The organism is Methylocella sp. (assembly GCA_037200525.1).
Classification (GTDB): domain Bacteria; phylum Pseudomonadota; class Alphaproteobacteria; order Rhizobiales; family Beijerinckiaceae; genus Methylocapsa.
The window spans coordinates 3187172-3205437 of sequence record JBBCGG010000001.1; the positions used below are offsets into that span (position 1 = coordinate 3187172).

General features: G+C 60.9%; 18 protein-coding genes and 1 tRNA gene. 5 read left to right on the forward strand and 14 right to left on the reverse strand.

Annotated features, from left to right (window positions below; genetic code table 11):
• Positions 1 to 41: 41 nt before the first annotated feature.
• Both WDN46_15670 and leuC read right to left on the reverse strand, forming a co-directional pair.
• Positions 42 to 128 (reverse strand) — tRNA-Leu (locus WDN46_15670).
• Between the two features lie 138 nt (positions 129 to 266).
• On the reverse strand, positions 267 to 1673 hold the full coding sequence (gene leuC / locus WDN46_15675) for a 3-isopropylmalate dehydratase large subunit (protein MEJ0094803.1): 1407 nt from the start codon (positions 1671 to 1673) through the stop codon (positions 267 to 269).
• 139 nt (positions 1674 to 1812) lie between these two features.
• On the opposite strand from leuC, the gene WDN46_15680 reads away from it, so the two are divergent.
• Positions 1813 to 2214 (forward strand): VOC family protein, encoded by a 402-nt coding sequence (locus tag WDN46_15680; protein MEJ0094804.1) that lies wholly within the window; start codon positions 1813 to 1815, stop codon positions 2212 to 2214.
• Positions 2215 to 2286: 72 nt separating this feature from the next.
• Here the strand turns inward: WDN46_15680 and rplS are convergent, their stop codons facing one another.
• Positions 2287 to 2736, reverse strand: coding sequence for a 50S ribosomal protein L19 (gene rplS / locus WDN46_15685; protein MEJ0094805.1), 450 nt, complete (start codon positions 2734 to 2736; stop codon positions 2287 to 2289).
• Positions 2737 to 2931: 195 nt separating this feature from the next.
• Entirely contained in the window at positions 2932 to 3753 is an 822-nt protein-coding gene (locus WDN46_15690; GenBank protein ID MEJ0094806.1) for an alpha/beta hydrolase, read from the reverse strand.
• Between the two features lie 96 nt (positions 3754 to 3849).
• Between WDN46_15690 and WDN46_15695 the strand changes: the two genes are divergently transcribed.
• Together WDN46_15695 and infC are read left to right on the forward strand one after the other, a co-directional pair.
• Positions 3850 to 5073, forward strand: a complete 1224-nt coding sequence (locus WDN46_15695; GenBank protein ID MEJ0094807.1) for a glycosyltransferase — start codon at positions 3850 to 3852, stop codon at positions 5071 to 5073.
• Positions 5074 to 5266: 193 nt separating this feature from the next.
• Complete coding sequence (gene infC / locus WDN46_15700) at positions 5267 to 5794, forward strand: translation initiation factor IF-3 (protein MEJ0094808.1); 528 nt, start codon at positions 5267 to 5269, stop codon at positions 5792 to 5794.
• 105 nt (positions 5795 to 5899) lie between these two features.
• On the opposite strand, the gene WDN46_15705 is transcribed toward infC, so the two are convergent.
• The 5 genes from WDN46_15705 to rsfS form a co-directional block, all read right to left on the reverse strand.
• The gene (locus tag WDN46_15705; GenBank protein ID MEJ0094809.1) at positions 5900 to 6415 is read right to left on the reverse strand and encodes an RNA pyrophosphohydrolase; all 516 of its coding nucleotides are present in this window, start codon (positions 6413 to 6415) and stop codon (positions 5900 to 5902) included.
• Positions 6416 to 6652: 237 nt separating this feature from the next.
• The gene (locus WDN46_15710; GenBank protein MEJ0094810.1) at positions 6653 to 8002 is read right to left on the reverse strand and encodes a S41 family peptidase; all 1350 of its coding nucleotides are present in this window, start codon (positions 8000 to 8002) and stop codon (positions 6653 to 6655) included.
• Positions 7999 to 9381, reverse strand: a complete 1383-nt coding sequence (locus WDN46_15715; protein ID MEJ0094811.1) for a peptidoglycan DD-metalloendopeptidase family protein — start codon at positions 9379 to 9381, stop codon at positions 7999 to 8001. The genes WDN46_15710 and WDN46_15715 overlap by 4 nt, the downstream gene beginning before the upstream one ends.
• A 66-nt stretch (positions 9382 to 9447) precedes the next feature.
• Positions 9448 to 9930, reverse strand: coding sequence for a 23S rRNA (pseudouridine(1915)-N(3))-methyltransferase RlmH (rlmH, locus tag WDN46_15720; protein ID MEJ0094812.1), 483 nt, complete (start codon positions 9928 to 9930; stop codon positions 9448 to 9450).
• 10 nt (positions 9931 to 9940) lie between these two features.
• Positions 9941 to 10429, reverse strand: coding sequence for a ribosome silencing factor (gene rsfS / locus WDN46_15725; GenBank protein MEJ0094813.1), 489 nt, complete (start codon positions 10427 to 10429; stop codon positions 9941 to 9943).
• Between the two features lie 183 nt (positions 10430 to 10612).
• Between rsfS and WDN46_15730 the strand changes: the two genes are divergently transcribed.
• Entirely contained in the window at positions 10613 to 11998 is a 1386-nt protein-coding gene (locus WDN46_15730; protein ID MEJ0094814.1) for a TAXI family TRAP transporter solute-binding subunit, read from the forward strand.
• 66 nt (positions 11999 to 12064) lie between these two features.
• Positions 12065 to 12979: an alpha/beta hydrolase gene (locus tag WDN46_15735; protein MEJ0094815.1), complete on the forward strand. Its 915-nt coding sequence runs from the start codon at positions 12065 to 12067 to the stop codon at positions 12977 to 12979.
• On the opposite strand, the gene WDN46_15740 is transcribed toward WDN46_15735, so the two are convergent.
• From WDN46_15740 to WDN46_15760, 5 genes are all read right to left on the reverse strand, one after another.
• On the reverse strand, positions 12976 to 14328 hold the full coding sequence (locus tag WDN46_15740; GenBank protein ID MEJ0094816.1) for an Hsp70 family protein: 1353 nt from the start codon (positions 14326 to 14328) through the stop codon (positions 12976 to 12978). The genes WDN46_15735 and WDN46_15740 overlap by 4 nt on opposite strands.
• A gap of 63 nt (positions 14329 to 14391) precedes the next feature.
• Positions 14392 to 16161 carry a 30S ribosomal protein S1 gene (rpsA, locus tag WDN46_15745; protein ID MEJ0094817.1) on the reverse strand — a complete coding sequence of 590 codons (1770 nt, stop codon included), beginning with the start codon at positions 16159 to 16161 and terminating at the stop codon, positions 14392 to 14394.
• A gap of 362 nt (positions 16162 to 16523) precedes the next feature.
• A complete protein-coding gene (locus WDN46_15750; GenBank protein ID MEJ0094818.1) occupies positions 16524 to 16859 on the reverse strand; it encodes a rhodanese-like domain-containing protein in 336 nt (111 codons plus the stop codon).
• A 78-nt stretch (positions 16860 to 16937) separates the two neighbouring features.
• Positions 16938 to 17576, reverse strand: coding sequence for a molybdenum cofactor guanylyltransferase MobA (gene mobA / locus WDN46_15755; protein ID MEJ0094819.1), 639 nt, complete (start codon positions 17574 to 17576; stop codon positions 16938 to 16940).
• Positions 17577 to 17694: 118 nt separating this feature from the next.
• Positions 17695 to 18021, reverse strand: a complete 327-nt coding sequence (locus WDN46_15760) for a hypothetical protein (GenBank protein MEJ0094820.1) — start codon at positions 18019 to 18021, stop codon at positions 17695 to 17697.
• Positions 18022 to 18266 lie beyond the last annotated feature (245 nt).

The following is an 18266-nucleotide window of genomic DNA, read 5'->3' on the forward strand; positions in this document are numbered from 1 at the left end:
CGAGCGAATCGCGTCAGGCGTTTGCATTGCAATGTCCAAGGTGGTGCGGGCGGTCGGAATCGAACCGACACTCTGTCTCCAGAACCGGATTTTGAGTCCGGCGCGTCTACCAGTTCCACCACGCCCGCTCGCTAAACCTTTTCGATCGACTCAAAAAGGTTCAACGCGTTTCGCACGCTCTTCCGTTATCGGATTGTGATCCGCCCCGCAACCTGGCGCGCTAGATCGAGCGCAATTTTTGCGACTGCGCCTGGCCGCGCAACCGCTTAGCGCCAGTCCCGGATATCGACAAAGTGACCGGCGATCGCCGCCGCCGCCGCCATCGCCGGGGAGACGAGATGGGTCCTGCCGCGAAAACCCTGCCGCCCCTCGAAGTTGCGATTCGAAGTCGAAGCGCAGCGTTCGCCCGGCGCGAGACGGTCCGGGTTCATCGCAAGACACATCGAGCAGCCAGGCTCGCGCCACTCGAAACCAGCGGCCTTGAAGATGACGTCGAGACCTTCGGCTTCAGCCAGATGCTTGACGAGGCCAGAGCCCGGCACGACCATGCCGTTGACACGGGCCGAGATATGCTTGCCCTCGACCATTTTGGCGGCGGCGCGCAAATCCTCGAGCCTGCCGTTGGTGCATGAGCCGATGAACACGCGATCGATTGCGATATCGGTGATCTTCTCGCCGCCCTTCAGTCCCATATAGGCGAGCGAGCGAGCAATGGAGGCGCGTTTGCTCTCGCTATCGCAAGCGTCTGGTTTTGGCACCACGCCGTTGATCGTCGCAACATCTTCCGGGCTGGTGCCCCAAGTGACGAGCGGCGGCAGGCTTGTGGCGTCGAGGCGGATTTCCTTATCGAAATGCGCGCCCTCATCGGAATGCAAAGTCTCCCAATGAGCCACGGCATCGTCCCAGGCTTTGCCCTTCGGCGCCTTGGGCCGACCCTCGAGATAAGCAAAGGTTTTGGCGTCGGGCGCGATCATCCCGGCTCGAGCGCCGCCCTCGATCGACATATTGCAGATCGTCATCCGGCCTTCCATGGACAGCGCGCGGATCGCCTCGCCGGCATATTCGATGACATGGCCGGTGCCGCCCGCCGTGCCGATCTCGCCGATGATCGCCAGCACGATATCCTTGGCGCTCACGCCATCGGGCAGAACGCCATCGACGGTGACGCGCATATTTTTGGCCTTGGATTGGATCAAGGTCTGGGTAGCCAGCACATGCTCTACCTCGGACGTGCCGATGCCATGCGCCAGCGCGCCGAAGGCCCCATGCGTCGATGTATGGCTATCGCCGCACACGATGGTTGCGCCTGGCAGCGTAAAGCCCTGTTCCGGACCAATGATATGAACGACGCCCTGACGCTGGTCGAGTTCGTTGAAATATTCGATGCCGAAGTCTTTTGCATTGGTCGCCAGCTGCTCGACCTGAATGCGGCTTTCGGGGTCGTGGATGCCTTGCGACCGATCGGTCGTCGGAACATTGTGATCGACTACGGCGAGCGTCTTTTCCGGAGCGCGAACGGAACGGCCGGCAACACGCAACCCCTCAAACGCCTGCGGGCTCGTCACTTCATGAACGAGATGGCGATCGACGTAAATGAGGCACGCGCCATCCGGCGACTGATGAACCAGGTGATCGTCCCAAATCTTGTCATAGAGCGTGCGGAAAGTTGCCATTTGACGAACCTATGATGCGCCGGACGCGCGTTTTCTAAAAAAAGATGGAAGCGACAGTTCTTACTCGCAACATTTCATGCGGAGAAGTACCTTCGCTGATCTGCTGCAGGACATATAAGTTCTAAGTTCGGAGAAACCCATGCGCCCGCCGGTTGCGCCCTACCTGACTGTCTCCCCCGCCCTGGCGGCAATCGCCTATTACACAACTGTCTTCGGCGCCACACAGAAAACCATCATGCCGTCTTTCGACGGGTTGCGAATCATGCATTGCGAGCTGTCGATCAATGGCGGCTCGATCATGTTGGCCGACGCCTTCCCAGAGTTCGGCCAGACGCGGATGTCCGTCCCAGGCGAACTTGTGACCACTTCCGTCAGTCTCGAATATCCAAAGGCCAAAGACGTCGATGACGTCTTCGCCAAGGCGACAGGGTTAGGCGCCAAGGGCGAAACGAGCCCAACCCAATCGTTTTGGGGAACCAGGGTCGCGACCTTTCGCGATCCGTTCGGCCACCGCTGGATATTAAACGGCCCGCTGAAATGAATTAAGCGAGCCGGTCAACGCATACAGGCGATATAATTCGCGTTAGTTGAAAGGCAACCCGCGAGCCGGCGTCTATTCTGCCGCAGGCGGAGTTTCCTTGGCGAGCCTTGCCGCAGCCTTGGCCTCTTTCTTGACGGCCTCGCGCGCAGCCTTGGCGGCGGGGGCCTCCATCTTCTCGGCGATGCGGGCCGACTTGCCGCGACGATCGCGCAGATAATACAGCTTTGCGCGACGAACCTTGCCGCGGCGGATCACTTTGATCGAATCGATATTGGGCGAGAAAATCGGGAATACGCGCTCGACGCCTTCGCCGTAGGAAATTTTGCGAACCGTGAAGCTCTCGTTGAGGCCGCCGCCGGTGCGGGCGATGCAGACGCCCTCATAGGCCTGCACGCGCGTGCGGTCGCCTTCCTTCACCTTAACGTTGACGATCACTGTGTCGCCCGCTTGAAAGTCCGGGATCGTTTTTCCGGCCGAAATCTTAGCGATCTGCTCGGCCTCGAGTTGAGCGATAATGTCCATAAGTTCAAACCTTGTCGTTCCGCCAGATTTTTCCGGCGAGCGTTTCGACACGCTGTTTTCAATTGGAAAGAAAGTATCTACACGAGACAATTGAGCTTGTCGAGGCTGCCGAGAAGCCGTTTTGACATGTGCTTGCCCTCGTGACGCAGGCTTTGCCGCCGCCTTGGAACGATAACGCGCCTCGATCTCAGGATCTTATCCGATCCCCTCAACGGCAGCCCATATTCTCGCCAGATCTTCCTGCCGCGACAGGCGGTGATCGCCATCCTTGATAAGCGTTAGCGTCGCCGGATCGCCGTGCAGATGCTCAATCAAGGTCAAAGCATGACGCCAGGGTACATCTTCGTCTTGCATCCCTTGCAGAATGTGGACGGGGCAATGGCTGCGGATCGTCGACTCGAACAGGAGATGGGAGCGGCCCTCCTCGATCAAATTGCGCGTGATCGGATATGAGGCAATGCCATAACGCGATGGCCGCAACCAAAGTCCTTCATTTTCAATTTTGACGCGAGCCTCATCAGTCATGGATGCCCAGAGCAGCGCCTCGGTGAAGTCGACGGCCGGCGCGATCAGCACAAGGCCGCGCAATCTCCCCGCTTCACCGCTGGCGAATAACGCCCGCGCGGCGAGCAGCGCCAGCCATCCGCCCATAGACGACCCAACAAGGATTTGCGGGCCCTTGGTCAGCGCTCGAAGGCCAGCAAGAGCTTCCTCAAGCCATATGCCGATCGCGCCCGCCTCAAATCGACCCTCCGATTCGCCGTGCCCGGAATAATCGAAGCGCAGATATGCCCGCCCGTTTGCCGCCGCCGCGCAATCAAGATGGCTCGCCTTTTCCCCGCGCATAGTTGAGTTGAATCCGCCAAGCCAGACGATGCCCGGCAGCGCTGCGCCATCTCCATGCGAAACGCGACGCAAATAGGCGATGCTGCGCGCCAGCGCGGCCTCCCCCACCGTGAGGAATTTTGGTGGGCCGTCCGCTAAGGCGCCATCGATTTGTAGAGGCTGCTCTTCCACCGTTCCGTACGCGCGTCTATGCTCGCTCGATCCTGGGTTTTCTCGAGAATGTGGTTCCGCCTTGCAGCCCTCGTTCTTTGAACGCAGCCTCGCCTGATGTCGCCAGCGTCCGGCGCGCCTTTCCGCGACAGAGCCGCGCATCCTCTCGCTGGCGTCACCGTGCTTCAGATCATTCCGGATTTGCAGCCAAGCTCGGCGGCGCGCGCGACGATTGACATGGCGGCGGCCTTGAGCCGCATCGGAGCCACGGCTCTTGTCGCCTGTCAAGGCGGTCGCATGGTGAGCGAACTGCAAGCCAAGGGAGGCGTCTTTACGCCGTTTCCCGCCAAAACCAAAAACCCTTTCGCGATGGTTTTGAATGCGCGCCGGCTGGCGCAATTGATCAAGAGCGAGCGGGTCGACGTCGTGCATGCCCGCTCGCGCGCCCCGGCCTGGGTCGCCTACGGCGCGACGCGTCTGACCAAGACGCCTTTCGTGACCAATTTTCAAGGAGCCTATGCGGGCGGGGGCGCGCTCGCGGCGCGCTATAATTCGATCATGGCGCGGGGAGACGCCATTATCGTCGATTCGGCCTTCGCGGCCGCGTTTGTGGCCAAATTTTACCCCGCAACAAAAGAGAAAATCCACATCATTCGCGGCGGCGTCGATTGCAGGCTATTCGCGCCCAAAGCGGTGGCGCCGGCGCGGGTCCAGGCTCTGCGGCGGGCTTGGGGCTCGGCCCCGGACGAACGGGTCGTCTTCCTTGCGGCGGGAGCGCGCGCGTCGAGCGGCCACAAGGTCCTCATTGAGGCCGTGCGCCTGCTGACAGCGCAGGACGCAGGCCTCGGCGGATTGAAATTCATCCTCGGCAGCGATGAGCATGGCGGCCTCGCGTTCGCCAAAGAGATTGACGCCGCGATCGCCAGGGTCGGGCTGCATGACGTCATGCGCCGAGGCGGCCTTGGCGCGGATCGGCCGGCGGCGCTTCTCGCAGCCTCGGTCGTCGTCGCTCTTTCGATGCGGTCAGAGAGTTTCGCTGGATTAGCCCTCGAAGCGCAGGCGCTGGGCACGCCGGTGATCGTCGCCGATGCTGGGGCCGCGCGCGAAACCATTCTCGCGCCGCCCGACGTAGATCCGTCCTCGCGCACCGGCTGGGCCGTCCCGGCGGGCGAAGCGGAGGCTCTCGCTAACGCCTTGATGGATGTTCTCAGCCTCGGGGCCGCCGCAGGAGATCGGTTTTCGTTGCGAGCGCGGGCGCATGTCGAGGCGAATTTTTCGATCGAGCAGATTTGGGCGCAGACGCTCGAGGTCTATCTCGCCGCGCGCGGCGGCGGACAATGACCGCTGCTTTCACCCAGTTGGGCTAATTTGGAAAAGCAAGAGCGCTCCTGGAAGTCAATCTCATTGACTTCGGAGGATAATAAACCGATGTTTTATCTGAGTCCGGTATGGATTGCGATCCTAAATTGCGCGATTCGTCGCCCTGCCGGATTTGATCAACCAATGTAAAGGAGACAATGCCATTCGCCGTCCGATGAAAGCTCCCCCGGTTCCGCAGAAGGACGGGCCACGCATCAACCGAGATATCCGCGCTCGCGAAATCCAGTTAATCGATGCAGAAGGCCAGAACCGCGGCGTTATAGACACCCTTGAAGCGCAGCAAATCGCCGACGACGCGGGACTTGATCTCGTCGAGATCGTTCCGACCGCCAACCCGCCGGTCTGCAAGATTTTGGATTACGGCAAGTTTCGCTTCCTTGAGCAGAAGAAATCCGCTGAAGCGCGGAAGAAACAGAAGATCGTTGAAATCAAGGAGATCAAGCTCCGCCCCGGTATCGACGAACATGACTACGATACCAAGATGAAGGCCGTGCGCCGGTTTTTTGAAGAGGGCGACAAGGTGAAGGTCACCTTGCGGTTTCGCGGTCGCGAAATGGCGCACCAGGATCTCGGCTATCGCTTGCTCGAGCGGGTTAAGACCGAGACGACGACGATCGCCAAAGTCGAAGCTGAGCCCTCAATGGAAGGGCGTCAGATGGTGATGGTTCTGGCCCCGAAATAACCGCTAGCCGCGACGACCCTAGAGGTCTGCGCTGCGGGCACGCCAGACGGACTGAGGAGGCGGCCTTCAACTTGGTCGCTTTTCTCCCCAGGCGTCCGCCCTGCCCTATCGGTTTCTCACAGCGGGCGCGGTGAGATGGCCGAAGGTTTGTACCACCTTCTCATAGACCGCGCGTTTGAAGGGAATGATCAGGTCGACGAGATGGTCGATCGGCTCCCACCGCCATGCGTCGAATTCCGGTTTTTGTCCGCCGGCGGGCGTCTCGATGTTGATCTCGCTTTCGTCGCCGTCGAAACGCAGCGCGAACCATTTCTGACGCTGGCCCTGGAACCGCCCTTTCCACGACTTTCTGGAAAACTCGTCGGGCAGATCGTAGGTATACCAACCGGGGGATTCGGCGAGGAGCGTTGCGGACAGGACGTTGGTTTCCTCCCTCAACTCGCGCAATGCCGCCTGCAAGGGATCTTCGCCGACGTCGATTCCGCCTTGAGGCATTTGCCATTCATGTCCCTGGCGCAAATGCTCCGGTAGATTTTTTTTGCGCCTGCGCCCGACAAATACCAGCCCATCGCGATTGAGCAGCATAATGCCGACGCACGGACGATAATTTCCGGCTTGCATCACCTCACAACCCCGCCGCTTGCCCTGACCGACGACCGGAGCGACTACAGCCCCGCGCCCCGCTGATTTGATTTGGCCGTCGCGAGATGCAGCCCAGCCATCCGCGAAGCTCCATGTCGCCTCGAGGCATTAGGCCTGCGACAAGGGCTCATAAATTATCTAACAGACACCTCCAGAGCGCGATTTTCCAGAGGAACCGCGCGCTCCGGGGGAGATTCTATCGACCGGCCATCATCCTTAATTCGGAACTTTGACCGGTTCTCCGTCCGGCGTCGAAGCCGGGGCCTTGTTGTTCGACGTCTTGGTGATGCCTCGCAGGAGGTCTTCCGCGGCAATCAGTTGCTTGTCATCTTTCGGATTCGGCGGGACATAGGCCTGCGATCCGCCCTTTTCGTCGTCGCCATTCTTCAGATGACCCTTGAGCGCAGCTTCGCCTTTGGTGTCGTCCTTGCCCTTAAGGTCATCCGGCACGTCCTGCAACACGACAATATCTGGATCGATGCCCTTGGCCTGGATCGAACGTCCGGAAGGCGTGTAATAGCGCGCCGTCGTCAGCCGCACGGCTCCATTATTCTGGCCGAGCGGGATAATCGTTTGCACCGACCCTTTGCCGAAGGAGCGGGTGCCAAGGATTGTCGCGCGCTTGTGATCCTGCAGGGCTCCAGCGACGATTTCCGAGGCCGACGCAGAGCCGCCATTGATCAGAACCACGAGTGGCTTGCCCTTTGAAATATCTCCGGGATGAGCGTTGTATCGCATCGATTCATCGGCGTTGCGGCCGCGCGTCGAGACGATCTCGCCCCGATCGAGGAAAGCGTTGGAGACCGCGATCGACTGGTCGAGCAGACCGCCGGGGTTGTTGCGCAGGTCCAGAATATAGCCCTTGAACTTATCGGCCGGTATGTCGGCCTGGAACTTCTGGATCGCTTCCTGGACGCCTTCACCCGTCTGTTCGTTGAACTGGGTGATGCGGATATAGCCGATATCGTCGCCTTCCTGGTGCTCGCGGACGGATTTGATCTGAATCACGGCGCGAGTGAGCTTGACGTCCTGCGCCGTTTTGTCGGGTCCGCGCAGAATTTTCAGGGTGACGGTGGTATTGGGAGCGCCGCGCATCTTGTCGACGGCTTGGTTGAGGGTCAGCCCCTGCACATTTTCATCGTCGATCGCTGCGATGATATCGCCCGACAGAATGCCCGCGCGGGAAGCAGGAGTGTCGTCGATCGGAGTTACGACCTTGATGATGCCGTCTTCTTGCGTCACCTCTATGCCGAGGCCGCCGAATTCGCCGCGGGTCTGGACCTGCATGTCGCGGAAGCTCTTGGCGTCCATATAGCTTGAATGCGGATCGAGCGAACTCAGCATGCCGTTTATCGCCGCTTCGACGAGTTTTTGCTCGTCCGGCTTCTCGACGTAGTCCGAACGTATCTTCTCAAAGACATCGCCGAACAGATTGAGGTTGCGATAGGTATCGGAGGCGGCGGCGCGCGCCATTCCACCCGAAAACACCCGGGTTTGAGTTCCGAGCGTAACAACTGAGGCGCCCAACACGGCGCCAAGCAATACAAATGAGACCCTGCGCATCATCCGCGAACCTTTTGCAACTCCGGCTTCGCCCACCATGGGCCCGGATCGATCGCCGCCCCGTCTTTCCGAAACTCTATATAGAGGATGGGCTGCGCCGCGCCAATCGCGATGGCCGCAGCCGTCTTAGCCGAACCGTCGCCCATGACGGCCACCGGCTCCCCGGCCAGAATGAACTGCCCTAGGTTTACGTTGATCCGATCCATCCCCGCAAGGACAATATAATAGCCTTGCCCCGCATTGATGATCAAAAGTTGGCCATAGGTGCGATATGGCCCAGCATAAGCCGCCCAGCCATCGCAGGGAGAGGAGACGATAGCGCCGGTCCGGGTGGCGACTAGCATGCCTTTTTCGGCGCCGCCGAAGCCGTCTGACGCGCCAAAGCCGCGCTGAAGCGAACCGGCGACCGGCATCGGCAACAGGCCTTTGGTATCGACGAAAGCGGTCGCCGGCGCTAATCGCGCCGGATCCTGAAACGGGGCCATAGCCAGTTTGCGTCTCGCTTCGGGCGGGCTTGCGGCTGCGGCGGCCTTTTGCGCCGCATCGGCCAGGCGAGCGGCCTCCGCGCCGTGGGCCGATGCGGCGACCTCCGATTCCATTCGGGTGACGAGATCTTTGAGATTGGCCGCCTGTTTGGCGAGATCGGCGGCGCGATCGCGCTCGGCCCCAAGCGCTTGTTCGGCTGAGGCGAGCGCTGATTGGCGGGCGTCTATGAGAGCGGCCAGGCGCTGACGATCGACGTCAAGCCTCGTTACGTCGTCGGCAAGAGAGTCGCGTTCGGCGGCGATTGAGCGGCGCAATCGCAGAAGGTCAGACAGATCGGAGGCGAGCGCTTCAGTTTCCGCGCGCATTTCCGGCAACACAGCTCCCAGCATCATCGATGTGCGAATTGCGGCCAGCATATCTTCCGGCGCGACCAGCAGAGCTGGCGGCGGCTTGCGGCCCATTCTCTGCAATGCGGCGAGAACCTCGGCGATCACCGCGCGCCGGCTGGCCAGCGAACGCCGGATCGCCTCCTCGCTTCCTGTCAGCGTATCCAGCCGGCTCTCCGCCTCGCTGATCTTGCGCTCGCGCTCATCGATAGTTTGGACGAGATCGACGAGGGCGGCGGAGAGCTTGGCCCGATCCGTGCGGATTGAAGCGACTTCGGCTTCGATCTTGGCTCGCTGTTCTTGCGAGGCCTCGAGCGTATCCTGCATGCCGCGCAGTTCGAGCTTGTGGCCGCTCAGCAGCTCGGTCTTGTCGGCGCTCTTTTGCGGTCCAGTCTGCGCAACTGCGGCTAACTGCGGCGAACACAGCGCGAAAAGCACAGTCAGCGCAAGCGTAAGGCTTGTCGCTTTTGTTGCGCCTAGGTCGCCAGATTCAGCCGGAATCGCCGCCACTCGTTCTAACCTTGAAGAATTCCATGAAAACAGTCGAACATGGCCGAAGCGCGACGAAGATATTGATCAATCGCGGTGATAGGGGTGGCCTGAAAGAATCGTCACGGCCCGATAGATCTGTTCGGCCGCCATGATTCTCGCCAATTGATGCGGAAAAGTCATGGCTCCGAAGGATAGAACTAGCGAGGCCGAATCCCGAAAACGAGGGTCAAGACCGTCGGGGCCGCCGACTACCAGCGCCAGCGCAGGAACGCCTTGATCGCGCCGTCTGCCAAGCTGAAGAGCGAATTCGCGGCTGGACAAGGATTTGCCGCCCTCATCGAGCGCAATCGCCTCGGTCCCTGAGATCAGCGCCGCCGTCAGCGCCTTGGCCTCCTCGACTTTGCGATCGTCCGCCCGGCGCGCGCGGCTCTCCTCAAGCTCGCGCAGCTCTACGTTCGTAAAGCCGATGGGTCGCCCTGCCGCGCGGGCGCGCTCGATGTAGCGGTCAGCAAGTTCGCGCTCGGCGCCGGCCTTTGAACGGCCAACGCAAGCCAAGAGAAGACGCATGGCGCTGAACTCAACCGACGCGCAATTCGCCCGGCCTGTCGACGCCCCACATTTTTTCGAGATTGTAAAACTGCCTCACCTCGGGCCGGAAGACATGGACGATAACATCGCCCGCATCGATCAGAACCCAATCGCAGGTCTGCAACCCCTCGGCGCGCGGCGCCGCATGGTAGAATTCTTTGAACGCCTTGATGACGCGATCAGCCAGCGCCCCGACGTGAACGTTGGAGCGGCCTGTCGCGATAATCATGACGTCAGCGAGAGTGGTTTTGCCGTGCAGATCGATGGAGACGAGATCCTCGGCCTTCAAATCATCGAGACTCGTCAAGATGGTCCGCACGAGTGCGCCGGCCTGCGGTCCTGAAAGACCGTGAACCGGATGAAGCGGCTGTGTCGCCGCCCGTCCTGAAGTCGTGGGTATCAGTGTTCGATCCTCTTTGGGCGCCGGTCGAACGACCGGCCGCATGGTGAAGATGGCGTAGATTTCTGTCGATTGCAAACGAGATTATTTTCGGCAAGGTCAGCCGGGCTATCGGCCAAGTTCCGCCTCAAGATTTCGCCTCAAGATTTCGCTTGTTGCAAGATGCGCTTCAAGTCCCGCGCATTTGATGTCACACATAACGGCTTCTTGCCTCGGCTGGCGAGGAGACAAAAACGCTGACTAGGCGGAGACGGAAAAGCCATGATGCTGCGCCGTTCGATGGCTTTCTCCCAGGTGGTGTTTGGGTCGGCGTTCCCTATTCTGGCGGTAGTGCTGGCCTTGGTCGCCATCGTCATCCTGATGTTGCGCTTCGCCGAGAAGCCGCAAATGCTCGCCATCGCCGTTGGGCCCGCCGATGGCGAGGACGCGCAGCTGATTGCGGCCATTTCGCGGCGCCTCGAGCGCGACGGCGCTAAAGTGAGATTTTCCATTCGCGCTGTCGCTGGCCCGGAGGAAAGCGCGAAAGCGCTCGAAGACGCGAGCGCGGATCTCGCCGTGATTCGCACCGACGTCGCCATTCCGCCCAATGGCGCAACCGTCGTCGTCCTGCATACCGACATTGTGGCGCTCGCTGCGCCGCGAACGTCCGCCCTCGCCAAGGTGGGCGAACTAAGCGGCAAGCGGGTCGGCATTTTTCCAGCCACAGCCGCAAACGCTGCGCTCCTTGACGCTCTTCTCGCCGAATACGACATAGTCCCGGCGACGGTGCAGCATGTCATGCTATCGGCGGAAGATTTGCCAACCCTCATTTCTGACAAGCGAGCCGACGCGATATTCGCCGTCGGGGCGATGCGGAGCCCGCCGATTGAAGCCGCAATAGCCGCCCTCGTATCGCGAAAGCATGATCCGGTCTTGATCGCAATCGACGCCGCCGCGGGCATGGCGGCGAGAAGCCCCGCTTATCAAAAGGTCGATGTGCCGCAAGGCTTCTTTCCCGGTTCGCCTCCGCTTCCAAAGGACGATCTTGCGACGCTCGCGGTCGCATACCGCCTCGAAGCGCGGCAAAGTCTTTCGGAAGAGGTCGTCACTAATCTGACCAAACGGCTCTTTGCCATGCGGCGCTCCTTGCAGCAGGAAGCGCCGATCGCCATCGCCATCGACAAGCCCGATACCGATAAGGGGTCGCAAGATGCAGTGCATCCCGGCGCAGCGGCCTATTACGGCGATAATGAAAAGAGCTTTATGGACCTCTATGGCGACTGGATCTATATCGCCGCGATGGGTTTCAGCGGGCTCGGGTCGGGACTCGCGGCGATGTTCAGCGTAACTCGCGCCCGGGCGCGCAGATCGGCCTTGGCGCTGATCGATCAATTGATTGATCTGAAGCAGATGGCCCATACAACGACTTCGCCGGCGCGTCTTTCCGAATTGGAGAGCGGGATCGAAGATCTTTCGACAAAAGGCCTGCGCTTTGCGCGGGACCATAACTTCGACGAAGCGGGGTTGGCCGCGCTGCGGCTCGCCATTGACGAAGCCCGGCGGGCGGTCGACGATCAATATAACGTGCTCCAAGATAAGCCGGCGTTGATAACCAACGCGGCGTCGGCGCGCTCGCCAATCGGCTCCGTCCCCTCTCCAGAGAGCTAAGATGAGCACGCTATTTTCGCGCTCGGCTCGCGCGCCGAGTAGCAAAGCGCCACGCGGGAGCGCCGCGTGATCAGCCGGCAAGCGCAGCAATTCTGGACGTTCGCCGCCAATAGCCCCAAACTGAGCGAGATGCCGCTCGATCTGCGGCGGAGATCCGGCGAGCGCGCCGAGGGTCTGACCGCCGAACCGCGGGGGATTGCGTTCTCCCCCGCCCCCGAGGTCGCAGGCCTTTGGGCCGAGCCGCCCGAGCCGCAACCCGGCGCTGCGATCCTCTATCTTTATGGCGGCGGCCATGTGCTCGGCTCGCCAAAATCTCGCCGCAAGACAGCCGGGCACATTGCAATCGCGGCAAAAACCCGCGTGTTGATCCCAGCCTATCGCCTTGCGCCGGAAAACCCCTTCCCCGCCGGGGTCGATGACGCAGTCAACGCTTATGAATGGCTGCTGACGCAAGGCGCGGACCCGACAAAGACAGTGGTCGCAGGCGATTCGGCGGGAGGGGGCCTCGCCTTCGCGACGCTCCTCGCCGCGCGGGATCGCGACTTGCCGATGTGCGCCGGTATCGTCGCAATCTCGCCCTGGACCGATCTCACCTGCAGCGGCGAGAGTTATGCAAGCCGGGCGGCGGTCGACATCGAATTCACCCGCGCGTCGCTGCTTGAGACGGCGCGCTTGTACATGGGCGGCGCCGATCCCCGCCATCCGCTCGCCTCGCCGCTGTTCGCAGATCTTGCGGGTCTGCCGCCGATCCTATGCATCGCCGGCGCCGACGAAATTTTGCTCGACGATGCGCTGCGTCTCGTACGCAAGGCCGCAATAGAAGGCGTCGATGCGACCGCGGTCATCACCGCCGGAATGCAACACGTCTACCCGATCTGGGCCGGGGTTTTTCCCGAGGCCGACGCCGCGATCGCGCTTATTGGGGATTGGGTGCGGGGGAGGATAATTGCCGCCGATAGGAGGGGGCCAGAACTCTTTTAAGCCGCCCGCGCCCGATCCGCAGCAATCAGCGCCAGCCCCGACGCCACCGACTGGAACGCGTCGCCGATATGCACGCGCGCGTCGCCAAAGCGCTCGACGAACATCTTGCGCACCGCCGGCACAAACGAGGTTCCGCCCGTCAAGAACACGGCGTCGATCTCGGCGGCGTCTAGCTCCGCCCCAGTGATAGCTTCGTCCATGGCGTCGCTGATTCTTGCAAGGTCGTCCTCAATCCAGCTCTCAAAATCCTTGCGTCGGACCAGCGCGTCGATCTTGATCCCCTCGCGGGCGAAGGTGAAGCGCGCCTCCTCCTCAGCCGATAATTTCGCCTTCACGTCTCCGATTGCGCGATAAAGCTCGAAGCCAAGATCATGCTCGATCACGGTCAGAAGATCCTCCAGCATCCGAGGTTCTTCCGCGCTCAAAATCAGCTTGCGCAATTCATTGAGGGTTTGCGTTGTCTTTAGCCAGGACAATTGATGCCACTGGGCGAAGGCCGCATGGAAATAGGCCGGGATCGGCAGCCGCTTCCCGAAGGAGCGATAGAAACTCCCCTTGCCCAGCCTTGGGGCCACCACATTGTCGATGATGCGATAGTCAAAAGTGTCGCCGGCGACGCCGACGCCGCTATGGGCGAGCGGTTGCGCCTCCAAGGTCGCGCCTTTACGGGAAAAGCGCAGAACCGAGAAATCGCTCGTGCCGCCGCCGAAGTCGGCGACGAGAACGGTCTCATTGCGTTCGAGCTTTCGCGCATACCAATAGGCGGCCCCCAACGGCTCGAAGACGAGCTCGATCTGATCCATTCCCGCAAGGGCGTAAGCGCTCTTGAGCCGCTGGACGGCGAGTTCCTCGTCGGGCCGTTCGCCTGCGAAAACCACCGGGCGCCCGGCCATGACGGGCAAAGACCGCACAGCGGACTTTGAATTACGCAGCGCATCCTGGTCAAACAGAGAGCCAAGAAATGTTGCGATGAGGCGCTCGATGGTGAAGCGCTCGCCGTAAAGCCGCGTTTCCGTAAACAAGCGGCTGGCGAGATGGGTCTTGATCGACTGGATGAATCGCTGCTCGCCGTCTTCCGCAATGGCGCGGGCGATCGCCTGCGGGCCGGCGGCATGGGCGATTCTGCGACCGTCGCGCCAGAACATCAGCGCGGTGCGGAACGTATCGGTCGCGCCAAAGGCGGAAGGCCAAGTCAGGCTTTCGACATGGCCGCCGGCGAAAGCCAACGCAACGACGCTATTGGTCGTGCCGAAATCGACGCCAACGCCGATCGGAGCGCCTGCATTCTTGTCGCGCATCGAGAAATCCTTACATGTGATGAAGAAGCCATGCCGAAAAAAAGCCCGCACGGACATCTCCGCACGGGCTTATTTTTAGAGAGGCCGCGCGGCAACGCGGCCGGACGTTGCAGTCTATTCGTCAGCCGCGGTCTTGGAGCCTTTCTTCGGCACCTCTTCGCGAGCTTTCAGCGCAGCGCCGAGAATATCGCCCAGCGAGGCGCCCGAATCGGCGGAGCCGTATTGCGCGATGGCTTCCTTCTCTTCAGCCACTTCCAGCGCCTTGATCGAGACCGACACTTTTCTCGCGCGGCGATCGAACAAGGTAATGCGGGCGTCGACCTTTTCGCCAATAGCGAAACGCTCCGGCCGCTGATCCGCCCGATCCCGCGCAAGTTCATTGCGCTTGATGAAGGCGGTGAAATCGGTGCCGACGATTTTCACGTCCAGCCCGCCATCCTTCACTTCGAGGACTTCGCAGGTGACCACGGAGCCCTTCTTCAGCTCGGTCGGATCTTCGCCGGACTTCGCCGCCGCGTCGCTCGACTTAGCCGCGAACGGATCGGTCGCAAGCTGTTTCACGCCGAGCGAAATGCGCTCTTTCTCGATATCGACGTCAAGCACCTTGGCTTTGACGATATCGCCCTTCTTGTAATCCTCGATGACCTGTTCGCCGGGCTTGTTCCAATCGAGGTCGGAGAGATGAACCATCCCGTCGACATCGCCGTCGAGTCCGATGAAAAGACCAAATTCGGTCTTGTTCTTGACCTCGCCCTCGACTTCCGAACCGACCGGGAATTTCTCGGCGAACGACTGCCACGGATTGGCGAGGGTCTGCTTGAGGCCGAGCGAAATGCGGCGCTTGACCGGATCGACCTCGAGAACCTGAACTTCGACCTCCTGGCTCGTCGCGACGATCTTGCCAGGATGCACGTTCTTTTTGGTCCAAGACATTTCCGAGACGTGGATCAGACCTTCGATGCCGGGCTCTAGCTCGACGAAAGCGCCATAATCGGTGATGTTCGTCACCCTGCCCTGGAACCGCGCATCGACGGGGTACTTGGCCTCGATGCCCTGCCACGGGTCCTCAAGCAATTGTTTCATGCCGAGCGAAATGCGGTGGGTCTCGTGGTTGATCTTGATGATCTTGATGCGGACCGTCTGACCGATGGTCAGGACCTCGGTCGGGTGATTGACCCGGCGCCAGGCGATGTCGGTCACATGCAACAGGCCGTCAATGCCGCCGAGATCGACGAAGGCGCCGTAATCAGTGATGTTCTTCACCATGCCTTCAATCACCTGACCTTCTTCGAGGTTGGCGACGATTTCATGGCGCTGCTCGGCGCGGGATTCTTCGAGCACGGTGCGGCGCGACACGACGATATTGCCACGGCGGCGATCCATTTTGAGGATCTGGAACGGCTGCGGCACCTGCATCAGCGGGGTGACGTCCCGGATCGGGCGAATATCGACCTGGCTGCGCGGCAGGAAGGCGACGGCGCCGTCAAGATCGACCGTAAAGCCGCCCTTGACCTGGTTGAAGATCACGCCTTCGACCTTTTCCTGCTTCTCGAACGCCTTTTCGAGCTTGACCCAGCTCTCTTCGCGGCGGGCCTTGTCGCGCGAAATCACCGCTTCGCCGAGCGCGTTCTCGATGCGCTCGAGATAGACTTCGACCTCGTCGCCTACGCTGAGGGGACCTTCGCGGCCGGGTCCTTGAAATTCTTTGAGGGGCACGCGGCCCTCGGTCTTCAGACCGAGATCGATAACCGCGACGTCTTTTTCAATCGCGACGACGATGCCCTTGATGACGGAACCCTCGAAAGCCTCGTTCTGGCCATAGCTTTCATCGAGAAGCGCCGCAAAATCCTCGCGCGAGGGCGCGTAGGTGGAGGTAGATGCCATTTGGTCTCCTGGTTGCCCGAATTCGGGCCGCGCCGGTGGTTTAAGTTGGTTGCGCTTCTTGCCGCCGGCGTCCATCGGGTAAGTGAGAGACCACCGCTTGAAAGCGGGCCGGCGCTGGGACGGCGGAAAGAAGCAGGGTTGACCCGCTTATCTAGCAAGCGGCAGGCGTTGCGGCAAGGGGGCAGCGCAACCGAGGCGCGACGAATCAACCCGCGCCCCGGGCGACGAACTGGCCGAAAGCCGCACTAGCTCGAAGCGCTTAATGCCGCCGACCCGAAGAAATTGAATTCTCTGTGCCCAGAATGCGCTGCGATTTCCGCGGCGTACCGGGGTCATCTATTGCGACGCACTAACGTGTGGCCCTAATATTCGACCTTTTCGCCAAGGTTCGACCATTCGACAAAGCCGCCAGGATAGTGGGCCTGAATATCGGTGCGGCCGGCTTGCTGGGCGAGAGCCAAGGCCGCGAGGGATCGTCGGCCGGTGCGGCACGCCAGAACGATTCGTTTGCCCGGCTCGCTCTCCGGCAAAGCTTTGGGGTCGAAACTCTGCAAGGGGTTCAGCGCGGCGCCGGGAATGTGGCCGTCCGCAAATTCGTGCGGCTCGCGCACATCAATGAGCCGGATTGATCCATCGGCCAATCCTTGTTTCAGTTCGTCGATCGCAACGTTTTCGACTTTATTCAGCGTGGCGGACATAATTTCTCCTGGTCTTTTCCGGCTGGATTCTGAGCGATGCAAAAGATATGCGGTCGCAGTCTGTAGTTTCCTGTTATTTCACAATCCTATATGCCGGGTTTTTTCTTGGCCAGCGACAATGGTCTCCGCCGCAGCTAGGTCGGCTGGCGCATTGGCGTTGAAAAATGGATCGAACGGCTCCGTCGGCCATTCCGCATAGGCGATCTTGTAGCGTTGCGCGAACCGATCGACCTTGCGCAGATCCTCATCCACGAGGGCGCGGCGAAGATCCGTCCTGATCGATACCGGCCAGAGCGCAACCACCGGATGCGTTCCGCCGCCGGAAGCAGCGCACGCGATATCGGCACTATTTTCCTCGCGCGCCGCCTGTAGGCGAGCGACGAGATCGTCTGGTAAAAACGGCGTATCGGTTGGCGCGCTCACCGCAAAAGCAAGGTCCGACCGGCGCTCCGCGACCCAATCGAGGCCGGCGAGAATCCCGGCGAGCGGGCCTTTGAAGCCGGGCAGATCATCGGCGACGATTGGCAGATGAAAGGCCTCAAATTTTGCCGGATCGCCATTTGCGTTCAAGACGAGCCCGGCGCATTGCAAGGCCATTTTCGCGATTACGCGCTCCAGAATGGAGGCCCCCCCGATCAGCCGCAAGGATTTGTCGCCGCCCCCCATGCGCTGCGCGCGACCTCCCGCAAGCAGAATGCCAAAACAGCTCTCAGTCATCCCCGAGCCTTGCCTCCGCTCGCGCCTTCCCGTTGCGATCCGACGCTTCGAATTCCGTCATAGTTTAGGGCTGGCGCCTCGTCGAGCTTGATGCAAGCGCCGCCATAGATCCAAAGGTTCAGAACCGATACCAGAGCGCGCCGAGGGGCCCGAACTCACGTCCGGCGTTGACGCCCACAACGGTCAGGAAGGCGCCAAGTTGCGCCGACCAGGCTGGCGATAGCTCATAGACCAGGCTCGTCTGCAGTTTGTGCCATGAGCTTTGGATAAAGCCCCTCCCCTCGCCGCTCGATATGGTGCTAAAGCTTTGCAGGAGAGCAAGCAACCGCGGCGTAGGGCGAAGGCCAAGCGTCAGATCGACATGCCACTCGCCGGGCTGGTTTTGGCCATAAAAACGGTAGCCCGCCTCCGCAATTCCCGCGATAAAGATATTTTCGCCGGCCATCAGGCCCACACCGATTGCGCCAGCTCGGCGCGGCTTAAATCGTCCAAAGCCATCGTTTAAAGACACGCCGGGAGATTGCAAATCTACCTCGAACGACGCGACGCTGGCATCGGAGCGGTAGAGTCCAAACCTTGCGCCGATTTCACTCTCGCCGCTTCCGTCGTAGGATTGGGCTGCTCCCCCCGCCGAATGCTATCGTATGCGGGCGATGCGACAAGCGTCATCCAGTCGGTCAGCCCATATTC